We start from the raw sequence: 19,063 nt of genomic DNA, 5'->3' as shown, positions 1-19,063 counted from the left end.
CGATTAAACGACCTGTACTGTTTCGCCTGCGCCTGCTGGATCCGGCTCTTGTCCTGGCACTTCTGCGCTCATTTTTGCGAACTTGGTTTCAAGGCCTTCTACCTTTTGCACCAGACCTGTAATGCTTTCGTTCAGCTTGTTGAACTGGTCGGCATTGAAACCAGCGCCTGATTTATCGCCGCCTTTATCATCTTCGTTTTCAGCAGTTGATTCGCCTTCTTTGCCCTTTGGCTTGTCACCTTCCGGCCCTTTGCTGAATTTGGTTTCCAGCTCATTCACTTTCGTTTCAATGCCGCCGACCTTCTGCATCAGCGCGTCAAATTGTTCTTGTTTCATTTCTTCGTCCTCGGTTGGGTCTGTTGCCGGATCAGGCGTTTTGAATGTTTTGAAATAGTCGGCAAGAACGGCAAACAGGCCTTTTTCCTTGGCTGAATAGTTTTTGTCGGTTGGTTCTGATTGGTCTTTGATGAAGTCGGTGTTTAGCAGTACTTCCAACTGGCTTACTTCGTAGTCGTGCTTGGTGTCACCAACTGAAAACTTAAGGCGGGTTGTGCCAGTGCTGGCTGGTGAATCAGTAACAGCTATACCCTGTAAGTAAGCTTTGCCCGTGCCTTTGTAGTCGACATTTGGCTCTATGGACATAAAGAGCTTTTGCCCGTCTTTGTTGGCCTCTAACAGGTAATCATTGGCGGTGAGTTTGACGAACAGGCGCAGTTTTCCGCCTTCTTTAGCTGCTTTTACTTCATCTACTGTGCCCCAGTTTTTGCCTTCATAAGGCCCCCAGGATGAACGGAAATGCTCAGGCCAGATCAGAGCGGTGTATTCGTCCGGTGAATACTGGGCCGCCATGTCATTGATCCACTGAGCACTGATAATGCGGCCGTCTACTGTTGCGCCTTCGGTTGCTGCTATTACCCATCCAGTTTGTTTTGGCATTTGTCCGCTCTTTGCTCTGAAAATATGCGTTGATGCAGACAGCTTAAGCAGTTGTAAATGGTTAATCACGGGGCTTCGTTCTGTGCAATTCCGATTTTTGATAAAACGGAATTCCTAAGAAAATTAGTTAGTTAATGCTTGGCATCGAGACAATACACTGAGGATATTGTGATAGTTAACCGGGCAACCGCACCGCATTTATGGCCTACTCTCCCGAAATCCGCGAAGCCGCAAAACGTCTTTATTTAAAGCGCTGGACGCCTGACGAAATACGCGACGACCTGGGTTTACCCAACAACCGGATAATCTACTACTGGGCCGATAAACATAGCTGGCGTGACCTGCTACGTGAAGAAGAAGTCGACGACGCCATTGCACGCCGGATAGCTATTCTGGTCGATGTGCCGGACAAGTCAAATAACCAGATCAAAGAACTGGAAATGCTGATTAACCAGCATGTGCGGCTTAAAAAGCAACGGGTGGATGCAGAACGCAAGGCTGCAGCCGAAGCCAGCGGCGAACACCATTCAGAGCAAAGCAGCAAGGTCGCTGCCGGTGATGGTGGTTCAGGCAGTAAAGGCGGCGGAAAAGGCAAAGGTAGCCGCAAGGCGAAAAACGATATCAGCCAGCTTAAGCCAGAAGATTTTGAGGCGTGGGTAGACAGCTTATTCGATTACCAAAAGCTGATGCGGGACGTAAAAAACGACCCAACCAAGCCCCGAACCCGCAACGTGTTGAAGTCGCGCCAAATCGGTTTTACCTACGGCTGTGCTGGTGAAGCGTTTGAGGATGCAGTACTGACTGGCGAAAACCAGATTTTCATATCAGCAACACGCGCCCAGGCTGAAGTTTTCCGCTCATACATTGTAAAAACAGCATGGGAATTCTTTGAGATTGAACTCAAAGGCAACCCCATTGTTTTAAGCAATGGTGCAGAGCTGCACTTTCTGGCCACCAGTGCCAGTTCTGCCCAGTCGCGTTCTGGCAACGTGTATGTGGACGAATACTTTTGGATCAAGGATTTTAAAAAGGTCAGTGCTGTTGTAACCGCCTGTGCTACCCAAACCCGTTTTCATAAAACCTACTTTTCAACACCCAGTGCGAAGAACCACCCTGCTTACCCGTTTTGGACGGGTGACGATTGGAAAGGCGACAACAAAACCCGCGAATTTATTGATTTCCCAACGGATGCTGAATTAAAAGACGGCGGCCGTGTTTGCCCTGATAAGCAGTGGCGTTACATCATTGACGTTGAAACCGCTGTTGCTATGGGCTGCCATCTGATTGACCCGGCAGAACTGAAAGAAGAATACAGCCCAGAGGTTTACGCCAACCTGTACTTGTGCGTATTCGTTGACGATAGCGCCTCTGTGTTCAAGTTTGATGCGCTTTCTAAACTGATGATTGATGCCACTAAATGGCAGGACTTTAAGCCTGGCGAAGCGCGGCCCTTTGGCAATCGTGAAGTGTGGCTGGGTTATGATCCGTCCCGTACCCGCGACAACGCTTGTTTAGTGGTGGTGGCCCCGCCCATTGTTGCAATAGAGAAATTCCGCTGCCTTGAACGGCACTACTGGCGCGGCCTGAACTTTCAGCACCACGTCAGCGAAATAGAAAAAGTGTTTAAGCGCTATAACGTCACTTACCTGGGGATTGATACCACAGGGATTGGCGCTGGCGTTTGGGACATTGTTCACACCCTGCACCCCCGCGAAGCTGTTGCCATTCACTACAGCAACGAAAACAAAAACCGCCTGGTGATGAAGATGATTGATGTAGTCGAGGCCAACCGGCTGCAGCTTGATCAGGATATGAAAGATTTACCCGCTGCCTTTATGGCCATTAAACGCGGCATGAGCAACGGCGGCGGCATGATGACCTTTAAGGCTGACCGCTCTGAAAAAGTGGGCCACGCCGACGGCTTTTGGGCGCTTAGCCACGCCATCATTAACGAACCAATTAACTACCTACACCAAAGGAAATCATCATGGTCGATACCGAACTGACAACCACTGATCAGCAAAGCGCTGAAGCAGAGACAAAACCCAGTACAGTGGTTTTCAGCATGCCTGAAACCGTGATGCCTAAAATGTGGCTGACTGACTACGATTCGTTGTATTACAACCAAAACGACGATTACTGGGAGCCACCGATAGACCGCCACTTGCTTGCCAACCTGCCCCGGCGTAATGCCCAGCACGGTGGTATTTTGCAAAGCCGCGCCAATATGGCTGCGGCCCGTTATCAGTCTGGCGGCATGAGTGCACAGCAAATGGGTTCAGCATTTTTGAACCTGATCCAGTTTGGTGACGTGCCGCTGCTAAAAATCCGCAATGGCTTTAATAAAGTCATCCGGCTTTTTCCGCTGCCAAGCTATCGAAGCCGCGTAACCGGTGACGGTGGCTGTGCAGTGCTGGAACGTGATAACCAGATCAAACGCTATAAAGCGGCCGACATCATCTGGTGCCAGATTTACGACCCGGTGCAACAGGTGTATGGCTGCCCTGATTACCTGGGCGGTTTACAGTCGGCCATGCTGAGTGAAGATGCCACCATGTTCCGGCGCAAATACTACATTAACGGCGCTCACATGGGCTTTATTCTGTATGCCACCGACCCGAACCTTGACCCCCAAGTTGAAGTTGAGCTGAAGAAAAAGATTCAGGAAAGCAAAGGCGTTGGCAACTTTAATTCTCTGTTTGTAAATATCCCCGGTGGCAAGGAAAAAGGCATACAGATTATTCCTGTGGGCAACTTTGAAAGTAAGGACGAATTTAGTCAGGTGAAGTCTGTCAGCGCGCAGGACGTGTTTAACGCGCACCGCTTCCCCGCTGGTTTGGGTGGCATGATCCCAACCAACACCGCAGGCCTTGGCGACCCGACTAAATACGATGAAGTGTATTTTAAAAGTGAAACCAAGCCGCTGATTAAAATAATGGTGGATGCGGTGGCGCGTGATCCGGAAGTTCCAGCCAGTTTACGGCTGGTGTTTGATATGGAAGCTAAGGAAAATTCTAATTCGATTTAGTGCTATTCGTGAAATAGGCTGTTTTTCAGCCTTTTTCTTTAATTTTTAAGACTTAAATTACTTCTTACTACCTGATTAGAGGCTCTGCGCAATTTATAATCTCATCAGCCTTTTTTAAAATATACTCCAGGGTTTCTATTACTGGTTTACCCTCTATTATATCTACTTCACCAAAGTTTAAGTTAAATCCCAGCTCTATGTCGTAAGACGTTTTAGCTCGGCTATGTACAAGACAAATTATTGCCTCATCCTTTTTTGCATCCCAATACACAGGAAAATCTACATCAAACCATCCATCGCAAGAAAAGTTATTAATAATCTGCCTTCCATGTAAAGCATTCCCGACAGGCACTATTATTCTATGTTTGCTGCAGTTTGCTACTTCATTTAGTGACCATAAGATATCATCTCCACCAATAAAAGGCTTAAAGCTCCAAAAAAGCTCAAAAATGTCTTGTGGTAAATCTTTACAGTTCTTATTTTTAACATTAGTTTTTTCGCTTTCAGACTTGGCAAATGGAAACATGGTTTTCTTTGGTTTAGTCTTCCCGTCAGACAATGCTGCGGCATATCCAACGTGATCAAGAGCCCCTCTGATATCTAATGCTATGTGGCGAGTTTTTGTCCTTAAATCTCTAGGCATATCCCGTTTAAGTTTTATTTTGTGGAGGCTACTCTCATACTCCTCATTTTTTTCGATGACAACATGGTAGGGATTTGAACTAAAAAAATTCTGAATAATGACTTTCAATTCACCTAATGCATTTTTTGCATCTGCTAGCAATTCTTTTGAGCTACTTAAACCGTCAGACATTCATTTCCCCTTGTAACTATCTCTGTCCCTAAACTTTTTACTTTATAGCTCAAAAAGCCAGTTCCTGCTGCAGCTTTTTACGTTCTGCTGGCGGCAACGCCTTAAACAGCGCCGTTACTAAATCAGATGCGGTTTTTGCCGACGGGCTTAAGGTGTGGCTATAGGACACCGTGCTAACAAAGGTGTGACCGCATTCTGGATCAGTGCAGGAACAGTACAGGTTCGCGTAAGCAACACTGATTCTGTCGGTTTTTCCGATCACCGCTTTCGCTGAACACGTTGGGCATAGTATCCGCATAAATTTACCTCTCTTTACTGACCAGCAGCTAACAAAGCGGCCAGTATTGCTTGCTGTTCTGGCTGCGGTAGTTTGGCAAAGTCCTTGGCCCTGTCTATTGGTGCCGGTGCCCTCGGGCACAGACATTGCCGACTATAGTCGACCACGGACAACAACATAATTCACCCTTTGGCTTAAGTTTGGCGGTTCCGGCACCTGTTCTAAGGTGCCGTGGCGTATTTTCCAGCGCTGGCCTGCAACGTTTACCGTATAGCCCCGCTGCAACAGAGTCATGGCCTCGGCGTCAAGTCCGTGAAGATTGGCCTTTTCTGGCGGCTTTATGGTTGGCGCTGTGTGGTTTGATGAATTTCGACCTGAACCCCGATCCTCTGATCCCCTGCCAGATCTATCCGTACAGTTAGCGCCACAAGTCCAAGATTGTCGGGCGTCGCCCGACTTTAAAGCGCTCCGGCGCATTTCCCACTTATGCGGCCGCGTCAAAACCGCCACTGCCCGGGTGCCGATGCCCTTTACCCGCTTTACCGCCTCTCCGTACTCATTGCCGTATGGGGTAACTTCGTACTGAATTTCCACCTTTATGGTGCGTAGAGCCCTGATGAAATTTACAAAGTCGTTGCTTTCCGCAGCCTGTCTCAATTGCTCCAGTTCTTTCATGTGTTCTTCGGTGAAGGCTTCGCGCACACGACGAATTTCGCGGTATGCGGTGATTGGGTCGCAGCCCTGAAACTGGAACTGCCGGATGCTCCAACCGCTGGACCAAGTTTTTACATTCATCACGCCATCGCCCAGGGTTTTACCTGTTTCGGCGTCTATCAGGTCGTCCACTTCAAAACCGTTGATATTTTTGCTGATGTATTTGGCGATATAGGCCGATGCGCTGCCTTTGCTTGGGTCGATGTATTCGGCATCAAAACGCGGCTGGAACGGGTAATGAAACTTGCGTGGTTCGCTGGCTTTTATGCCTCTCGACTTTTGATAGCCCCAATGTTGGCGTGCCTTGCGGTAAAGCTTGCGTAACTTTTTACGGTTTTTAAAACGGGCTAACAGCTCGGCTTTGTTTTCTTTGCAGAAGTACCAGCGAATGCAGCGGCAAATGGCCTTAAGGTCGGCTTTTGGTGCAAACAGCATCATGTGCCAGTGTGGCGTGCCGTCTTGATGCGGTTCGGCTACCCGTACACCAAAATATTCAGCACCTGCCCTTTTTAACTTGGCGCGTGCTTTTGCCCAGGTGTCTACCATGTAACGATTGGTGTCTTTTGGCGTGCTGCCGTTCCAGTTGTTGCTGGTTGTGTGATAGTACGAAGGCGCTGTCACTGTGACAAACACCGCACCAAAGCCTATTTCTTCGGCCCACTCTTCAAGGCCGCGAATGCGTTTCATCAGCTCAGCCCGGGCGTTTTCAGGGTTGGCGGTACTGGCTTCAATGGCGTTAATCAGGGCTATTTCGTCGCCGCATTCATTGACCAGTGTTAACGACTCAGCCCAGCGGCGTTGTGCTGCTTTATCCCTTACAAACTCTGCCACAGCGCGTTTGCTGGCGTATGGACTGGCACCTTTACCAACATTGCCCTGCATTATTTCCAACGTTTCAAGGTGCTGACGGCGCAGCTTTAACAGCTTACGGCGCCACCACTTAGCGCACTGGATCCGCAGTAAAGCGCATTCCATCGCTAAAGTGTCGGTTTCCATGCCCCACAGCGGCGGCTGCACTTGCGGCAGGCGCTGCACACTAAGCTGACAAACAATGTCATACACTGCTTTTACTCTGTCTTCGTGTTCCGTGTATTCCGGCCCCAGCCCTTCGGCGGCTTCTACCATGTCGGCATAACACTGCTGGGCCAGTTCGTCGGCCAGCTTTTTAGTGGTTTCTTTGTGGTTGATCACCTTGGCGGGTATTTTGAACTGTTGCAGGTAGCGCAGTTTGCGGCCGTACTGCTGCCGCTTTTTAATTGCTGCCTTGCGAAAGGCTTTGTTGTTTTCCGGCGTTGGATTGTCTTTTGCCGCCTGCGCCAACGGCCAAAGGCCTGCCGTGAAAGACTTCGGCAGGCCCTGCAGCATGTTGTCAACAAAGCGCTGCTGGTCGCGGTTAAGGGCTGGGTTTAAGTGCATGACCTGATCACTGCTTTACTTCGCGGATTTCAATCGGCCAGCCTACCCAGCTTTTGCAGGTGCGCGACTCAACCAGGCGGCCGTTTACTGGCTTGCGTGATACCAGTTCTTCGGCGCAGTACTCCGCGTGGCTTGTGGTTTTGTTGGGGTAAATACCGATAAAGGTGATTGCCAGAATCCCAATAATTCCAATAGCAGTGCATATCTGTGGGTATTTCATGACTGCAACCCCTCGCCTTTTTCATAGGCTTCAAAAACCCATGATGCAGAGGCGTTTCTGTGAAACTTCGCCAGCAAATGCATCTGGTTTGGCAGCAGGCACAGGGTTATTTCTTCGTCGTCCACGATTGTGGTTTCTGCGGTGCCTTCTTCGTCGGTGTACAGAAAATCAAAAGCCGCGTGTTCGCAGGTTGGATCCGGTTTTATCTGCTGAATAAAACCGATTCGCTCATGCACTTCTGCGCCGCTATTGGAATAGCCGACAGGTGCAATAGCCATTAACCCCTGCAGCTTGTCTTTTAAAACTGCTACAGCACGACCAGCCGGAACACGAAAATTTGTGATTCCCGCTGCTGCGGCTGTATTTGATTGCTGGCTCATGCTTCAGCTCCTTTAGTGATAGATAACAAATCAGCCATTGCTGCCGCTGCTGATTGTTCGGCATTTTTCCCGACTATCATCTTTTCGTTGCTGACTAACACGTCCTGCCAAAAGCTTGAGCTTTTGTTCCAGTCGATTTCTCTCAGTTTTTCCGCAATCTGATACAGATCAACGCTAGTTCCTGATTGCTCTGCCTGAAAAACCATAAAACCCAGTCTTGAAAGCGACATTAGGCCAACTGCTGTGTTTGATACTTTTTCAGGGTCTATCGTCTGTTCTTCCCAGCCGACGGCGCCTGCAATTGCGTTCCACCATCTTGAAACGAAGTTTATTGACGACTCCGCTGGTAGCTCAGCTTTTTTCAGGCCTAACAAAAGAGTGCTTGCTGCGACTACATGCTTGTAACTGAATAAGCTACCTAGTTTTGGATTTGCCGCGTTTCTGTCACGGTCTATTTTTCCCGACCAGGCATGCACATACCCGATTTCTTTTGCCAAAACAGCAAGCTGTGAGTCGCGGTGGTTATAAGCGAGGTTTAATGAACGACTAACAGATTTTGCATTGCTGTTTATATCGCTGAACGCCTGTTGTCTTTCTTTAACTGACATCCATTTAAACAGTTGAATAGCGATTGTTTCCTGAGCTAACGCTGGGCTTTCTTTAATGGCCGCTATAATGGCGGTTGCTCTGTGCTGACCGTCCATCAGTTTTATTTGAGCGTCCATAGGTATGTTCAAATATCCGGTGACGCTTCTGTCTTCACTGTTTTCAAAATACATTTCTTCAGAATCAACATTGCCTACCAGTGGCGGCAGAACAAAGCCGTTTTTCTGGTTTTCAAGTAAGTATCTGATAATCGCATTTGCCCTGCCCGGGTCTGTTTTTCGTTGCGAACGTTCAAGCACTGATCCGGTGTCGAAATCAATTAAACGGCTTAGCATTCTGAAAGGCACCGTAGCTATGTAATAAGGTCTGCCAGACTGCTGACCGATTACTGCTGGTATTCTGAAATTGAAATTTTTGTCTAATGATTGAGTGCTCATGCTGCCTTCTCCTGTGGCATAAACAAGGCGATCAGCTCTTGGGCTTTGCCTCTGTTTTCAATGTCGGTTGATATGCTGCGCTGTACTTCAAAGCACTGCAGGTCTGCGCCTGAATACATGGCGCGGCTTTCGGCTGTGTCGTGGTTGGATATCACCACAGGCACTTGGCAGCTTTTCGCCAGATAGGCCAAATAGCGCTGTTCGACTGTGCCGAAACCACCAGCGCTGTAGGCTGTAAAGTTGGCGGTGCCGGATAGCGGCACATAAGGCGGATCGCAATAAACCACGCTGTCTGCTGGCAGGTGTTTGAATGTTTCTTCAAAGCTGCGGCAATGCAGTTCGGCGCGATCTAAGCGGCTGGCGAAAGCGATCATTTCTTCGCATGGGAAATACGGTTCTTTGTATTTTCCAAACGCCACATTGAACTGGCCTGATTTGTTGTACCTGCACAGGCCGTTAAAGCAAAAGCGGTTCAGGTACACGAACAACAGCGCCTTTTCGTACTGATCCGCAGTGGAATTAAACCGGGCTTTCAGTTGGCGAAACATGGCGTCTGTGTTGTTGGCTGATACAAACAGCTCCCTTGCATCGGCTATAAATAACGTCGGATGCCGTTTAAGCTGCGTGAAGGTGTTGATCAGGTCTGGGTTTATGTCGCATAACACATAGGCTTCATAATCCGTGTTCAGGAAAATTGAGCCGGCACCCACAAACGGCTCGACCAGGCACTTAGCCTTTGGCAACACAGCGCTGATACGGGCAGCCAGTTTCGACTTGCCGCCAGCCCATTTTAAAAATGGCTTATTCATTGTGGGATATCCTCATCCGTGAATTTTGGCCACTGGTTAAGCGTTGGCTGCTTAACCACCATTTGCGGGGCGGCATGCCATTCAAAGTTTGGGTATCTGCCGCTGAGGATAAAGCCAGCTCCTTTCGGTGCATCTGGCAATGGTGGTATAGCAGCAACGCAGGTTTCGCAGTAGCAGCGATAACCGCCGATATTTTCTTGCGTTAAATTCACGCCGCAGCCAGAGCATGGAATATCGTATGAACCAATAGTCATGCTGCACCTGCCTTAACGCTAAGGCTGGCTGCGTACTTTTCAGCAAAGTCCTGCCATTCAGCGAATTCAGGGTCGACATTGACTGTTGCCCATCTAACAAACTCAGTAACAGCATTTTTTGCCACTTCAGCATCATGGGCCGCTAAGCTGGCTAATGCTTCAACGGAAGTATTGGCACCCGCTTTGCTGGCAAAAAATGTGGTGTATTGCGAGGCACCTTCTGCGGCAGCCGCATCAGGGTTGTTTAACACTTCTTCTTGGTGATACCCATCAAGAAAACCTGCAGAGTAAGCCTTCTCTGCTAGTTCTATATCGTGGGCCAATAACTTGGCTGATTCGTTGCTAAACACATCTGCAGCAAACTTTTTAGCCAGTGTAACCAGCGTTTTTTGTTTGAATTCTTTTTCAAAGAAGCGGTGATACTGAACACCGTTTTTGATGATACTCAGGCAACTGCCTTGATATTGGCTTTTGCTATAAAAATGGCTGTATGCGACAACAAAACCGTGAATGGTTTCAACTAAGCCGCGGGTTTCTCTGTACGTATACTGGCCGCCGTGTGTATTGCTACGATTTATATTGAATCCAGTGCCACGCCCAGTTGGCGGCGAAAGCTTGAAGGATTTATCTTTGAAATCTTTCATAGCGCCACCTTCCCGCCGTTCTGCACGTAGGCAACAGCGTTTTGTGTGACTGGCTTCCACTGAAAATCTGGATACTTGCCGACCAAAATAAAACCGTTGGCGTCTGGCGCTTGCGGAAATGCTGCAACGCAATGACGGCAAAAACACAGGTAGCCGCCTTTGAGTTCTTCGGTTAACTGCAGGCCGCAACCCGGGCAAATCAAAAACATCGGCAGCAAACCGTCGCGCATTTTTTGCGCCCGCTCTTTTAAGCGTTTGGCCATTCTGGCTGTCAGGAAATAATCGGCGTCTTCTTTCTGCACCGAACACATCAAATTGTTAGCCTCGTTTTCCAAAGCTATGGCTGATGTTTCGCGGCGTAATTTTTCAAGGCTGGTGACGTTGCTCATGCTGGCAGCCTCCGTCCATTTAATTGACGCAAGGCGCGTTCTATTCTGGCGCTTGCTATGCGGCGTGCAACCGTGGCGCACTTTGGACTAACGAAGAAGCTGGCTCGCATTGTTACTTCTGATAACAAAACCCGCTTTTTGCCTTCCTCACCACCCATAAACTTGGCTCCGGCAATAAAACAGGACTGCACGAATAACAGCGCCAAGGCTGTTTTTTGTTGGTAATGACGGTTTTTCAAAGCGGCAGCCCCATTAAACGGTTTTGGTAAACAGGCTTAGCTGACTGCGTAACGGCTTTGGCTGGTTTTAGAATGGCTTTGATTTTGTCGAGGTAGGAGGCGTTGCGCTGGGCTTGCTCCGGGGTGATGGCGTTCAGCTTTGCGCAACCCTCAAGGTTGTCAATTGCTGATTTAATGCTGGCAGCGGCTTCTTTGTCGTTGCTGGCATGTGCTGCCAAAAACGTAAAAAGCTCCATGGGGGCTTTAAGTTTGTGTTCATTTTCGGAATGTACTGTATTTATATCCATGCTGGATACTCCACTGTATATATTTGACCGCCCTAGTCCCCGACCCCTACAGTCGGTCGGGCTAAGCCAGTCAGGAAATTGGAGTTCTGACTGGCCGCCCGTAGGGATTTGTCTCTGTGTTCTTGGGGAACTGCGAAGACGGACAAAGACTATTCCAAGCCATTGGATAGTTCAACGCATTGGATTAGTTGTAGGTGTTGGAATAGACGCCTACACTGCGCTTGTGTAAATAGTGTTCTTGGGGGAACAAAACATGAAAACCGTCGAATATCTCGATGCGGTAAAAACCGCGTATTCATTGGGTTCTGACTACCAGCTCGCTAAGAAAATGAATGAAAACACTTCAAGAATTAGCATGTACAGGACTAACGGCACTGTTATGAATGACGATCTTGCAATCAAGATTTCCTATCTTCTTGACTTAAATCCTTTAGCGGTGCTGGCTGACGCGCACATTGAGCGCGAAATGAAACTTGGCAATGATTCGATGGTAATTTTTTGGGAAGAAGTGAAGCGATCCGGCAAAATGGATGTGAAAGTTCTGTCTAAAATGGTTGCTTAAGGTGCGGTTTTTGGGGCCCGCACTTGGGCATTTTGTCCACAAAGGCCCCTACTCACTCCCGCTAAATAACTTGTTTTATTGCAGTTTTTATCATATGCGCTAAAAATAATTATTATTATGTTAAATTGAATGTTATGCATGAATTATTAACCTTAACTTGCCGCCCTAATTGCTTTATTTAACCTGTAACGCCTTATGTCGGGTTCAACTTATGTATCTGACATAAGGCGTATTTCAGAAGATTACGCCGACTTAATACCCACCTGCAGTATCTGGTCGTGGTCGTCTATTTGACGTACTGTCAGTACTAATTGATCTAACTGCACCTGGTCGCCAACCACAACACGTCTGTGGAATTTTTCGCTGATGTATTCGGACAAGCTTTGGCTTGGGTCCTGGTCTTCAGCGAATTGAATGCTGTAGAAGCCATCCAGTTCGTTTAAGGTGATTTCGCCGTTCAATACGAAGTCACCGAAGAAGTCAAGTTTATCCAACGAGGTTTGCTCAGCACTGGTGGACACTTTGTCACTGACTGCTTTGACATCTTTGGCTTTGCTTAATACCAGCAGCATATCGTTTAGTTGAAAGCTTGGGCTTTGCTCGGCTTTGATCCATTCACCTTTACGCAGCACGCCTAAGTAGCTGACATCCGGAGACATATTCAGTTGTTGCCAGTCGCTGTCTACAATAGGTGAACCTTTGCCGACTTTAAAGGACAAGACTTGCAATAAATCATTACTGGCAACACTGTCAAGTGTCATGGAATGATCCGGGCCTGGCTCCGGTGGTACTTCCAATTTCAGCCAGCGTGCGACCGGCGCTATAGACCAGCCCTGAATCAACAAGGACACAATCACCACGAAAAATGCCACGTTAAAGTACAAATCTTTATTTGGCACACCGGCTAACCATGGGAATAACGCCAGAATAATAGGCACTGCTCCACGAAGCCCTACCCAGCTGATAAATACCTGATCTTTCTTTGGAAAATGAAATGGCACCAAGCTTAAAAATACGGCGATGGGCCGGGCGATAAAAATCATCACTAAGGCCAATAACAAAGCCGGAATAGCATAGTCAACCAGTTTGCTTGGCGTCACCAGCAAACCCAACATCAAAAACATGATGATTTGACTGAGCCAGGCTAAACCGTCGTGCATGCGTAAAATCTGCTGAATTTGTGGTAAACGGGCGTTGCCTATTAAAAAGCCCATTAAATACACGGCCAGAAAGCCGCTACCACCAAATTGGTTGGTTAAGCCATAAATCAGCAGCGCATAAGATACGGCCAGTAAAGGGAAAAAGGCAGCGCTTAATGGCAGTTTGCGGCAAAGCAAAATAAAGAGGCGCCCTGCTCCATACCCTACTGCCGCGCCCACTACAGCCTGCTGAAAGAATACGGTCGACAAAGACCAATTTAATTCGCTTTGACCCGCCAAAACCCCAACTAAAGTAAAGGTCAGCATCACCGCCATAGGGTCGTTACTACCCGATTCTATTTCCAGTGTCGATGCAACCCGCTCTTTGATATTCAGGCCAGCAGATTGGAAGATTGAAAATACCGCAGCGGCGTCTGTTGAGCTTAAGATTGCACCTAACAGTAAGCCTTCGAGCAAGGTCAAATCAAACAAATAGGACGCTGCAACACCTAAAATACCGCAGGTCAGTACGACCCCTAATGTCGCTAATACGGCAGAAGGTGCTAAGACCACACGAACTCTGTCCGGATGAGTACGCATACCGCCATCAAACAGAATAATCACAAGCGCTATAGAGCCAATCAGCAGAGCAACATCAGGATTACCAAACTTGATGCCAAGCAAGCCGTCTTCACCAGCCAACATGCCAATGACGAGGAAAATCAATAACAAAGGCGCGCCTAAGCGCGCTGAAATCAAAGTCGCAACTATACTGGAGAAAAACAGAGCCCCTGCTACCAGGATTGTTAAATTTACTGCATCCAAATAAAAGCTCCTTTTTTCTTAATGCGCGGGGTAAATCTCCCGATAGATTTGTTGTAACGCAGACAACGGATCGGCAGCTTTGGTAATAGGGCGCCCTATCACCATATAGTCCACACCAGCCTGCAACGCATCGGCTGGAGTCATCACCCTCTTTTGATCATCAGCGGTGGCAAAAGCTGGCCGAATGCCTGGCGTTACTAAGCAGAATTCTTTACCAAATTGCTGTTTTAATTCAACAGCTTCTTGTGCAGAACACACCACACCATCCAAACCTGATTGATCAACCAGTCCTGCCAGTCTAAGTACCTGCTGCTGTGGCGTTAAATTAATACCCAGCTCCACTAAATCACTTTGCTCCATACTGGTCAATACGGTGACCGCAATCAGCAGAGGTTTTTCTTTGCCAAAGCTTTCTAAGGCTTCTCGGGCGGCGATCATCATCCGGCTACCGCCGCAGGCATGCACGTTCACCATCCACACGCCTAAATCGGCAGAGGCTTTGACGGCTTTGGCCACTGTATTTGGAATATCGTGAAATTTCAGATCTAAAAACACATCAAACTTGCGCTGCTGCAGCTCTTTGACAAAATCAGGGCCAAAGTGAGTAAACATCTCTTTGCCGACTTTTAACCGGCATAAAGCAGGGTCAAGTTGGCTGACTAAATTCAAAGCTGCAGATTTTTGTTCAAAGTCTAAGGCGACCACTATAGGACTGGTGTTATTCATTAAATTCTCTTTATTTGTCAGATCAGCGACCGTCAATGCCGGTCATTGGCTCTACCGTTTCCCACTGCTGGCAAGATGGACAGAGCCAATAAGGTTGTTTGGTTTTAAAACCACAGTTGCGGCAATGATACAGCACTTTGGTATCCAGATAAGCCTGTACCATTTGTTCTATTTCAGCCAGATGTGGCTCAGACGGGTCTTGCAACCGTCTGATTTGAATAAATTTTAAAAATAAGCGGATATTCGGCTGCTGCCGCAATTTATCTGTCAGCAAATGTTCAGCCTGTTGCAGGTTTTCCGCTTCAGCGTAAAACTGCGCCAGTTCAGCCGTAGCGCTGATATTTTTATGCTTGCGACTGAGCTCCGTCAGAAGTGTTTGCCACTTATCTGGTTCTGGTGTGGTTTGCTGCACTAAAGGCAATAACTCTGCCGCCCATTGTGGCCGTTGTTGCAAAATGGCCAGCAGCAGCTCACGCGCTTCGCTAAACTCTTCTTCAGCAATCAGTTTTTTCGCCAGCTCGTATTTAGGCCGCAGGGAAATTGGATAACGTTGGATCAACTGGCGATACGCATCGCTGGGTGCCGGCTCTTTACGCCAGGCTTCACAACTAAAATTCGCCATACCTATGCGTAAAGAACGAGAATCTGTTTGCTCTACTACAGCCCGGAAGTCCATGGCCTTTTGCCATTCGTGCGTGGCTGTAAATAAACTAAATAATTGTTTTAACACAGCTTCGCGAATACTTTCTGCCTGCACCAATGCGCTTAATAAAGGCTCGGCTCTGTCGTACAGGCCCGCACTAAAGTAATCCTTGGCCAACTCAAATTGTATATTTTGTGCTTGTTGTTTTGGCAGTTTTAACTGATGCAATTTTTCGTGGATGCGAATGGCCTTATCCCAGTCACCACGACGACGGAACAGGTTGGCTAACGCCAAGTAGGTATCTATAGTGGCGGCTTCGACATCAAGCAATTGCAATAATTGTTCAATGGCTTTGTCTTCCTGGTCTGTCAGCAGGAAATTAAGGCCAGAGGATAAATTTTTAGTAACAGAAGCCCTGCCCTTAAGCTCTTTTTGCTTTTCACTGTTTCTGCCCATAAACCAGCCGTAAGCGGCGGCGACGGGAAGTAACAGAAATAACAGTTCCAGCATAGGGGTCAGGTTTTATCAGCAGATTTAGCAAACCAACCTTTGGTTTTTGCCTTTAGGATAAAGGCCATAGACACACTCAGGCCAAGCAGGAAACCGGACACCAAAAACAGAGCAGCGATATCCACTACTCTGAGTTCTGTCTTTGCAATAAGATAATTAAATTCAGCAACTTGCTGATTGAGGGAACCCAGAATAAGCCCGAAGATAATCAAGGCTATAATAAAGACAACATAAAAAAATCTGGTCAAAACTCCGTCAACCCCGTTTTTTAGCTGAAAACAGATCAGGTGTTTGCTTTCACCCGGTCACGTAATTCTTTACCTGGTTTAAAGTGAGGCACATATTTGCCATCTAATTCCACTTTGTCACCGGTTTTTGGGTTGCGACCTATACGAGGTGCGCGGTAATGCAGAGAAAAACTACCGAAACCACGAATTTCGATACGCTCGTTATTCGCTAATGAACTGGCCATTTGCTCCAGAATTTCTTTGACTGAAGATTCGATGTCTTTCACCTGGACATGAGAAAAATCAGTAGACAGTTTTTCGATCAATTCAGATTTGGTCATGGACCCTCCGCAGTATCAGTAGAATGAAGGACCAGAGCAAAAGCTCCGGTCCTTCTATACAAGCATCAATTAGTCAGCTTTTTGAGCAGCTTTGAATGCTTCGGCCATAGCGTTACCACCAAAGTCAGCATCATCTTGCTTCTTGATAGTGTCCATAGCTTCTTTTTCTTCAGCTTCGAATTTCGCTTTGATTGACAGGCTGATCACGCGGTTTTTGCGGTCAACACCCATCAGGCGAGCTTCTACTTCTTCACCAACTTTTAATACTGTAGTAGCGTCTTCGATACGCTCACGAGCGATGTCAGATACGCGAACGTAACCTTCAACACCACCTTCCAGCATTACAGTAGCGCCTTTCGCGTCAACTGCAGTTACGTTGCCTTTAACGATAGCACCTTTTTTGTTATCAGCAAGGTAGCCGTTGAACGGATCTTCGTCTAATTGCTTGATGCCTAAAGAGATACGCTCGCGCTCTGGGTCAACTTGTAACACAACTGCGTGTACTTCGTCGCCTTTCTTGAATTCACGTACAGCGTCTTCGCCCGTTGAATTCCAGCTGATGTCTGACAGGTGTACTAAACCGTCGATGCCACCGTCTAAACCGATGAAGATACCGAAGTCAGTAATTGACTTGATCTTACCGGATACGCGGTCACCCTTGTTGAAGCCCTTCGCGAACTCTTCCCATGGGTTGGCTTTACATTGTTTCAGACCTAAAGAAATACGACGACGTTCTTCGTCGATTTCCAGAACCATCACTTCCACTGAATCACCTAAGTTAACCACTTTAGATGGGTGGATGTTTTTGTTAGTCCAGTCCATTTCTGAAACGTGTACTAAACCTTCAACGCCTTCTTCGATTTCTACGAAGCAGCCGTAATCAGTCAGGTTAGTGACGCGACCAGTGATGCGAGCACCTTCTGGGTAACGTGAAGCGATAGCGGCCCATGGATCTTCACCCATTTGCTTCAGACCTAAAGAAACACGTTGTTTCTCACGGTCAAACTTCAGAACCTTCACTGGGATTTCGTCGCCAACATTGACGATTTCGCTTGGGTGTTTAACACGTTTCCAAGCCATGTCAGTGATGTGCAGTAAACCGTCAACGCCACCTAAATCTACGAATGCACCGTAGTCAGTCAGGTTCTTCACGATACCTTTAACTTCCATGCCTTCTTCTAAGTTTTGTAACAGTGTATCGCGCTCAGCACTGCTTTCAGATTCGATTACCGCACGACGTGATACCACCACGTTGTTACGCTTCTGATCCAATTTGATGACTTTGAACTCAAGTTCTTTGTGTTCTAAGTGTAATGTGTCACGTACCGGACGCACGTCAACTAATGAACCAGGCAGGAATGCACGGATACCATCAACTTCGACAGTGAAACCGCCTTTAACTTTACCAGTGATGATACCGATAACAGTAACTTTATCCTCACAGGCTTTTTCCAGGCGAACCCAGGACTCGTGACGTTTTGCTTTCTCGCGAGACAGTAAAGTCTCACCGAAACCGTCTTCAACTGCGTCCAGAGCTACGTCGATGATGTCACCAACGTTCACTTCAATCTCGCCAGCCAGGTTTTTGAATTGTTCAACCGGGATTGCTGCTTCAGATTTCAGACCGGCATCAACCAGTACTACGTCTTTATGGATAGCAACGATAGTTCCTTTAACAATAGAACCAGGGCGAGTTTCGATAGTTTTGAGGCTTTCCTCAAACAGTAGTGCAAAATTTTCAGTCATATTCACTTTTTCAGTTTAAGTGCTCCACGCACAGTCCTGTGTCATGGGGTTGCTAAGTTAACTTGTCATCGTCCTTGCGACAAGCTGTCCAACGTGAAGGTCTAGGCCTGGTTCAACTTTTTACAGACGTTGAGAACCTCGTCCAACACTTGTTCAATAGTTTTATTGGTCGAATCCAGCATGTATGCATCGTCTGCAGGCTTTAAAGGCGCTACGGCGCGATTCATATCCCGTTCGTCACGGGCCTGGATTTCGCTTAAAAGGTCGCCGATGTTAACATCATGGCCCTTTTCTTTCAACTCTAAATAACGCCGTCTGGCGCGCTCTGACGCATCGGCTGTTAAAAAGATTTTAACTTCTGCCTGTGGGAATACCACAGTGCCCATATCCCGGCCATCCGCCACTAAACCCGGTGCTTCTTTAAAGGCGCGTTGACGGCGTAACAAGGCTTCCCGCACCCGTGGTAAAGAGGCAATTTTAGAGGCCACTGAACCTACTTCTTCAGTGCGTATGGTATGAGTCACATTTTCGCCTTCCAGCGTGACCCGGGTATAGCCTTGTTCGTCGCAGGTAAACTGCACGTCAAGGTGAGCCGCCAAAGGTTGTAAGGCTTCTTCGTCAGCAGGGTCAATCTGATGATGGATAGCAGCTAACGCTAACACCCGATAAATAGCTCCGCTATCCAGCAGATGCCAGCCCAGTTTTTGGGAAACTAAACGGCAAATGGTGCCTTTCCCTGAGCCACCTGGTCCATCAATGGTAATTACCGGCGCTTGTTGCATTCTGCCTCCAAAACAGTCGAACACACAAAAAGATGCGGCATTATACAGAAATAAATGACAAAAAGCGCGGATTAATCAAGGAGATCGCGTAACCATTTCGGTTACGCGTTAT

The 19,063-nt window shown here is 47.6% G+C and carries 23 protein-coding genes; 3 read left to right on the top strand and 20 right to left on the bottom strand.

Translation table 11 applies throughout. The features are described from left to right. Positions 1 to 3: 3 nt before the first annotated feature. Positions 4 to 936: a GPO family capsid scaffolding protein gene (locus SD53_RS17775; protein ID WP_046521544.1), complete on the bottom strand. Its 933-nt coding sequence runs from the start codon at positions 934 to 936 to the stop codon at positions 4 to 6. A 200-nt stretch (positions 937 to 1,136) separates the two neighbouring features. Here SD53_RS17775 and SD53_RS17770 point away from each other — a divergent pair, with 200 nt between their 5' ends. Next, positions 1,137 to 2,942: a terminase large subunit domain-containing protein gene (locus tag SD53_RS17770; RefSeq protein WP_046521543.1), complete on the top strand. Its 1,806-nt coding sequence runs from the start codon at positions 1,137 to 1,139 to the stop codon at positions 2,940 to 2,942. Next, on the top strand, positions 2,924 to 3,964 hold the full coding sequence (locus SD53_RS17765) for a phage portal protein (RefSeq protein ID WP_046521542.1): 1,041 nt from the start codon (positions 2,924 to 2,926) through the stop codon (positions 3,962 to 3,964). The genes SD53_RS17770 and SD53_RS17765 overlap by 19 nt, the downstream gene beginning before the upstream one ends. 67 nt (positions 3,965 to 4,031) lie before the next feature. On the opposite strand, the gene SD53_RS17760 is transcribed toward SD53_RS17765, so the two are convergent. The 12 genes from SD53_RS17760 to SD53_RS17705 form a co-directional block, all read right to left on the bottom strand. Then, positions 4,032 to 4,778: a hypothetical protein gene (locus SD53_RS17760; protein WP_046521541.1), complete on the bottom strand. Its 747-nt coding sequence runs from the start codon at positions 4,776 to 4,778 to the stop codon at positions 4,032 to 4,034. Between the two features lie 49 nt (positions 4,779 to 4,827). Beyond that, positions 4,828 to 5,076 (bottom strand): ogr/Delta-like zinc finger family protein, encoded by a 249-nt coding sequence (locus tag SD53_RS18980; RefSeq protein ID WP_046521540.1) that lies wholly within the window; start codon positions 5,074 to 5,076, stop codon positions 4,828 to 4,830. 132 nt (positions 5,077 to 5,208) lie between these two features. After that, positions 5,209 to 7,185 (bottom strand): replication endonuclease, encoded by a 1,977-nt coding sequence (locus tag SD53_RS17750; RefSeq protein WP_052749461.1) that lies wholly within the window; start codon positions 7,183 to 7,185, stop codon positions 5,209 to 5,211. A gap of 7 nt (positions 7,186 to 7,192) precedes the next feature. Continuing rightward, positions 7,193 to 7,405: a hypothetical protein gene (locus SD53_RS17745; RefSeq protein ID WP_046521539.1), complete on the bottom strand. Its 213-nt coding sequence runs from the start codon at positions 7,403 to 7,405 to the stop codon at positions 7,193 to 7,195. Then, a complete protein-coding gene (locus tag SD53_RS17740; protein WP_046521538.1) occupies positions 7,402 to 7,785 on the bottom strand; it encodes a hypothetical protein in 384 nt (127 codons plus the stop codon). The genes SD53_RS17745 and SD53_RS17740 overlap by 4 nt, the downstream gene beginning before the upstream one ends. Beyond that, the gene (locus SD53_RS17735; protein WP_052749460.1) at positions 7,782 to 8,828 is read right to left on the bottom strand and encodes a DNA sulfur modification protein DndB; all 1,047 of its coding nucleotides are present in this window, start codon (positions 8,826 to 8,828) and stop codon (positions 7,782 to 7,784) included. Before SD53_RS17735 ends, SD53_RS17740 begins: the two co-directional genes overlap by 4 nt. Further along, positions 8,825 to 9,637, bottom strand: coding sequence for a Dam family site-specific DNA-(adenine-N6)-methyltransferase (locus SD53_RS17730; RefSeq protein ID WP_046521537.1), 813 nt, complete (start codon positions 9,635 to 9,637; stop codon positions 8,825 to 8,827). The genes SD53_RS17735 and SD53_RS17730 overlap by 4 nt, the downstream gene beginning before the upstream one ends. Next, positions 9,634 to 9,891 carry a hypothetical protein gene (locus SD53_RS17725; protein WP_046521536.1) on the bottom strand — a complete coding sequence of 86 codons (258 nt, stop codon included), beginning with the start codon at positions 9,889 to 9,891 and terminating at the stop codon, positions 9,634 to 9,636. The genes SD53_RS17730 and SD53_RS17725 overlap by 4 nt, the downstream gene beginning before the upstream one ends. After that, the gene (locus SD53_RS17720) at positions 9,888 to 10,535 is read right to left on the bottom strand and encodes a hypothetical protein (protein WP_046521535.1); all 648 of its coding nucleotides are present in this window, start codon (positions 10,533 to 10,535) and stop codon (positions 9,888 to 9,890) included. The genes SD53_RS17725 and SD53_RS17720 overlap by 4 nt, the downstream gene beginning before the upstream one ends. Beyond that, positions 10,532 to 10,924, bottom strand: a complete 393-nt coding sequence (locus SD53_RS17715; RefSeq protein WP_046521534.1) for a hypothetical protein — start codon at positions 10,922 to 10,924, stop codon at positions 10,532 to 10,534. Before SD53_RS17715 ends, SD53_RS17720 begins: the two co-directional genes overlap by 4 nt. Beyond that, positions 10,921 to 11,163, bottom strand: a complete 243-nt coding sequence (locus tag SD53_RS17710; protein ID WP_046521533.1) for a hypothetical protein — start codon at positions 11,161 to 11,163, stop codon at positions 10,921 to 10,923. Before SD53_RS17710 ends, SD53_RS17715 begins: the two co-directional genes overlap by 4 nt. Then, a complete protein-coding gene (locus SD53_RS17705) occupies positions 11,160 to 11,450 on the bottom strand; it encodes a hypothetical protein (RefSeq protein WP_046521532.1) in 291 nt (96 codons plus the stop codon). Before SD53_RS17705 ends, SD53_RS17710 begins: the two co-directional genes overlap by 4 nt. Before the next feature lie 253 nt (positions 11,451 to 11,703). Between SD53_RS17705 and SD53_RS17700 the strand changes: the two genes are divergently transcribed. Then, positions 11,704 to 12,012, top strand: coding sequence for a hypothetical protein (locus tag SD53_RS17700; protein ID WP_052749459.1), 309 nt, complete (start codon positions 11,704 to 11,706; stop codon positions 12,010 to 12,012). A 242-nt stretch (positions 12,013 to 12,254) separates the two neighbouring features. Here the strand turns inward: SD53_RS17700 and SD53_RS17695 are convergent, their stop codons facing one another. The 7 genes from SD53_RS17695 to cmk all read right to left on the bottom strand — a co-directional run bounded on the left by SD53_RS17695 (position 12,255) and on the right by cmk (position 18,951). Beyond that, a complete protein-coding gene (locus SD53_RS17695; protein WP_046521531.1) occupies positions 12,255 to 13,976 on the bottom strand; it encodes a potassium/proton antiporter in 1,722 nt (573 codons plus the stop codon). 18 nt (positions 13,977 to 13,994) lie between these two features. Then, positions 13,995 to 14,702 (bottom strand): orotidine-5'-phosphate decarboxylase, encoded by a 708-nt coding sequence (gene pyrF, locus SD53_RS17690; RefSeq protein WP_046521530.1) that lies wholly within the window; start codon positions 14,700 to 14,702, stop codon positions 13,995 to 13,997. Between the two features lie 22 nt (positions 14,703 to 14,724). Further along, positions 14,725 to 15,801: an N-acetylglucosaminyl transferase gene (locus SD53_RS17685; protein WP_241481859.1), complete on the bottom strand. Its 1,077-nt coding sequence runs from the start codon at positions 15,799 to 15,801 to the stop codon at positions 14,725 to 14,727. A 59-nt stretch (positions 15,802 to 15,860) separates the two neighbouring features. Further along, entirely contained in the window at positions 15,861 to 16,103 is a 243-nt protein-coding gene (locus SD53_RS17680) for a LapA family protein (RefSeq protein ID WP_046521528.1), read from the bottom strand. A gap of 35 nt (positions 16,104 to 16,138) precedes the next feature. Then, on the bottom strand, positions 16,139 to 16,423 hold the full coding sequence (gene ihfB / locus SD53_RS17675; protein ID WP_046521527.1) for an integration host factor subunit beta: 285 nt from the start codon (positions 16,421 to 16,423) through the stop codon (positions 16,139 to 16,141). Positions 16,424 to 16,492: 69 nt separating this feature from the next. After that, on the bottom strand, positions 16,493 to 18,169 hold the full coding sequence (gene rpsA / locus SD53_RS17670) for a 30S ribosomal protein S1 (protein WP_046521526.1): 1,677 nt from the start codon (positions 18,167 to 18,169) through the stop codon (positions 16,493 to 16,495). Between the two features lie 101 nt (positions 18,170 to 18,270). Then, the gene (gene cmk, locus SD53_RS17665) at positions 18,271 to 18,951 is read right to left on the bottom strand and encodes a (d)CMP kinase (RefSeq protein ID WP_046521525.1); all 681 of its coding nucleotides are present in this window, start codon (positions 18,949 to 18,951) and stop codon (positions 18,271 to 18,273) included. Between the last annotated feature and the right edge of the window lie 112 nt (positions 18,952 to 19,063).

Origin of the sequence: Rheinheimera mesophila, assembly GCF_000986865.1 — a bacterium.
In the GTDB taxonomy this organism is placed as follows: domain Bacteria; phylum Pseudomonadota; class Gammaproteobacteria; order Enterobacterales; family Alteromonadaceae; genus Pararheinheimera; species Pararheinheimera mesophila.
This window is presented reverse-complemented; position numbering and strand designations above follow the sequence as displayed.

What these genes read in the sequence shown, in the direction of transcription:
- SD53_RS17775 (WP_046521544.1), bottom strand. Translation starts at nt 936, where the DNA reads ATGCCAAAACAAACTGGATGGGTAATAGCAGCAACCGAAGGCGCAACA.
- SD53_RS17770 (WP_046521543.1), top strand. Translation starts at nt 1,137, where the DNA reads ATGGCCTACTCTCCCGAAATCCGCGAAGCCGCAAAACGTCTTTATTTA.
- SD53_RS17765 (WP_046521542.1), top strand. Translation starts at nt 2,924, where the DNA reads ATGGTCGATACCGAACTGACAACCACTGATCAGCAAAGCGCTGAAGCA.
- SD53_RS17760 (WP_046521541.1), bottom strand. Translation starts at nt 4,778, where the DNA reads ATGTCTGACGGTTTAAGTAGCTCAAAAGAATTGCTAGCAGATGCAAAA.
- SD53_RS18980 (WP_046521540.1), bottom strand. Translation starts at nt 5,076, where the DNA reads ATGCGGATACTATGCCCAACGTGTTCAGCGAAAGCGGTGATCGGAAAA.
- SD53_RS17750 (WP_052749461.1), bottom strand. Translation starts at nt 7,185, where the DNA reads ATGCACTTAAACCCAGCCCTTAACCGCGACCAGCAGCGCTTTGTTGAC.
- SD53_RS17745 (WP_046521539.1), bottom strand. Translation starts at nt 7,405, where the DNA reads ATGAAATACCCACAGATATGCACTGCTATTGGAATTATTGGGATTCTG.
- SD53_RS17740 (WP_046521538.1), bottom strand. Translation starts at nt 7,785, where the DNA reads ATGAGCCAGCAATCAAATACAGCCGCAGCAGCGGGAATCACAAATTTT.
- SD53_RS17735 (WP_052749460.1), bottom strand. Translation starts at nt 8,828, where the DNA reads ATGAGCACTCAATCATTAGACAAAAATTTCAATTTCAGAATACCAGCA.
- SD53_RS17730 (WP_046521537.1), bottom strand. Translation starts at nt 9,637, where the DNA reads ATGAATAAGCCATTTTTAAAATGGGCTGGCGGCAAGTCGAAACTGGCT.
- SD53_RS17725 (WP_046521536.1), bottom strand. Translation starts at nt 9,891, where the DNA reads ATGACTATTGGTTCATACGATATTCCATGCTCTGGCTGCGGCGTGAAT.
- SD53_RS17720 (WP_046521535.1), bottom strand. Translation starts at nt 10,535, where the DNA reads ATGAAAGATTTCAAAGATAAATCCTTCAAGCTTTCGCCGCCAACTGGG.
- SD53_RS17715 (WP_046521534.1), bottom strand. Translation starts at nt 10,924, where the DNA reads ATGAGCAACGTCACCAGCCTTGAAAAATTACGCCGCGAAACATCAGCC.
- SD53_RS17705 (WP_046521532.1), bottom strand. Translation starts at nt 11,450, where the DNA reads ATGGATATAAATACAGTACATTCCGAAAATGAACACAAACTTAAAGCC.
- SD53_RS17700 (WP_052749459.1), top strand. Translation starts at nt 11,704, where the DNA reads ATGAAAACCGTCGAATATCTCGATGCGGTAAAAACCGCGTATTCATTG.
- pyrF (WP_046521530.1), bottom strand. Translation starts at nt 14,702, where the DNA reads ATGAATAACACCAGTCCTATAGTGGTCGCCTTAGACTTTGAACAAAAA.
- SD53_RS17685 (WP_241481859.1), bottom strand. Translation starts at nt 15,801, where the DNA reads ATGGGCAGAAACAGTGAAAAGCAAAAAGAGCTTAAGGGCAGGGCTTCT.
- ihfB (WP_046521527.1), bottom strand. Translation starts at nt 16,423, where the DNA reads ATGACCAAATCTGAATTGATCGAAAAACTGTCTACTGATTTTTCTCAT.
- rpsA (WP_046521526.1), bottom strand. Translation starts at nt 18,169, where the DNA reads ATGACTGAAAATTTTGCACTACTGTTTGAGGAAAGCCTCAAAACTATC.
- cmk (WP_046521525.1), bottom strand. Translation starts at nt 18,951, where the DNA reads ATGCAACAAGCGCCGGTAATTACCATTGATGGACCAGGTGGCTCAGGG.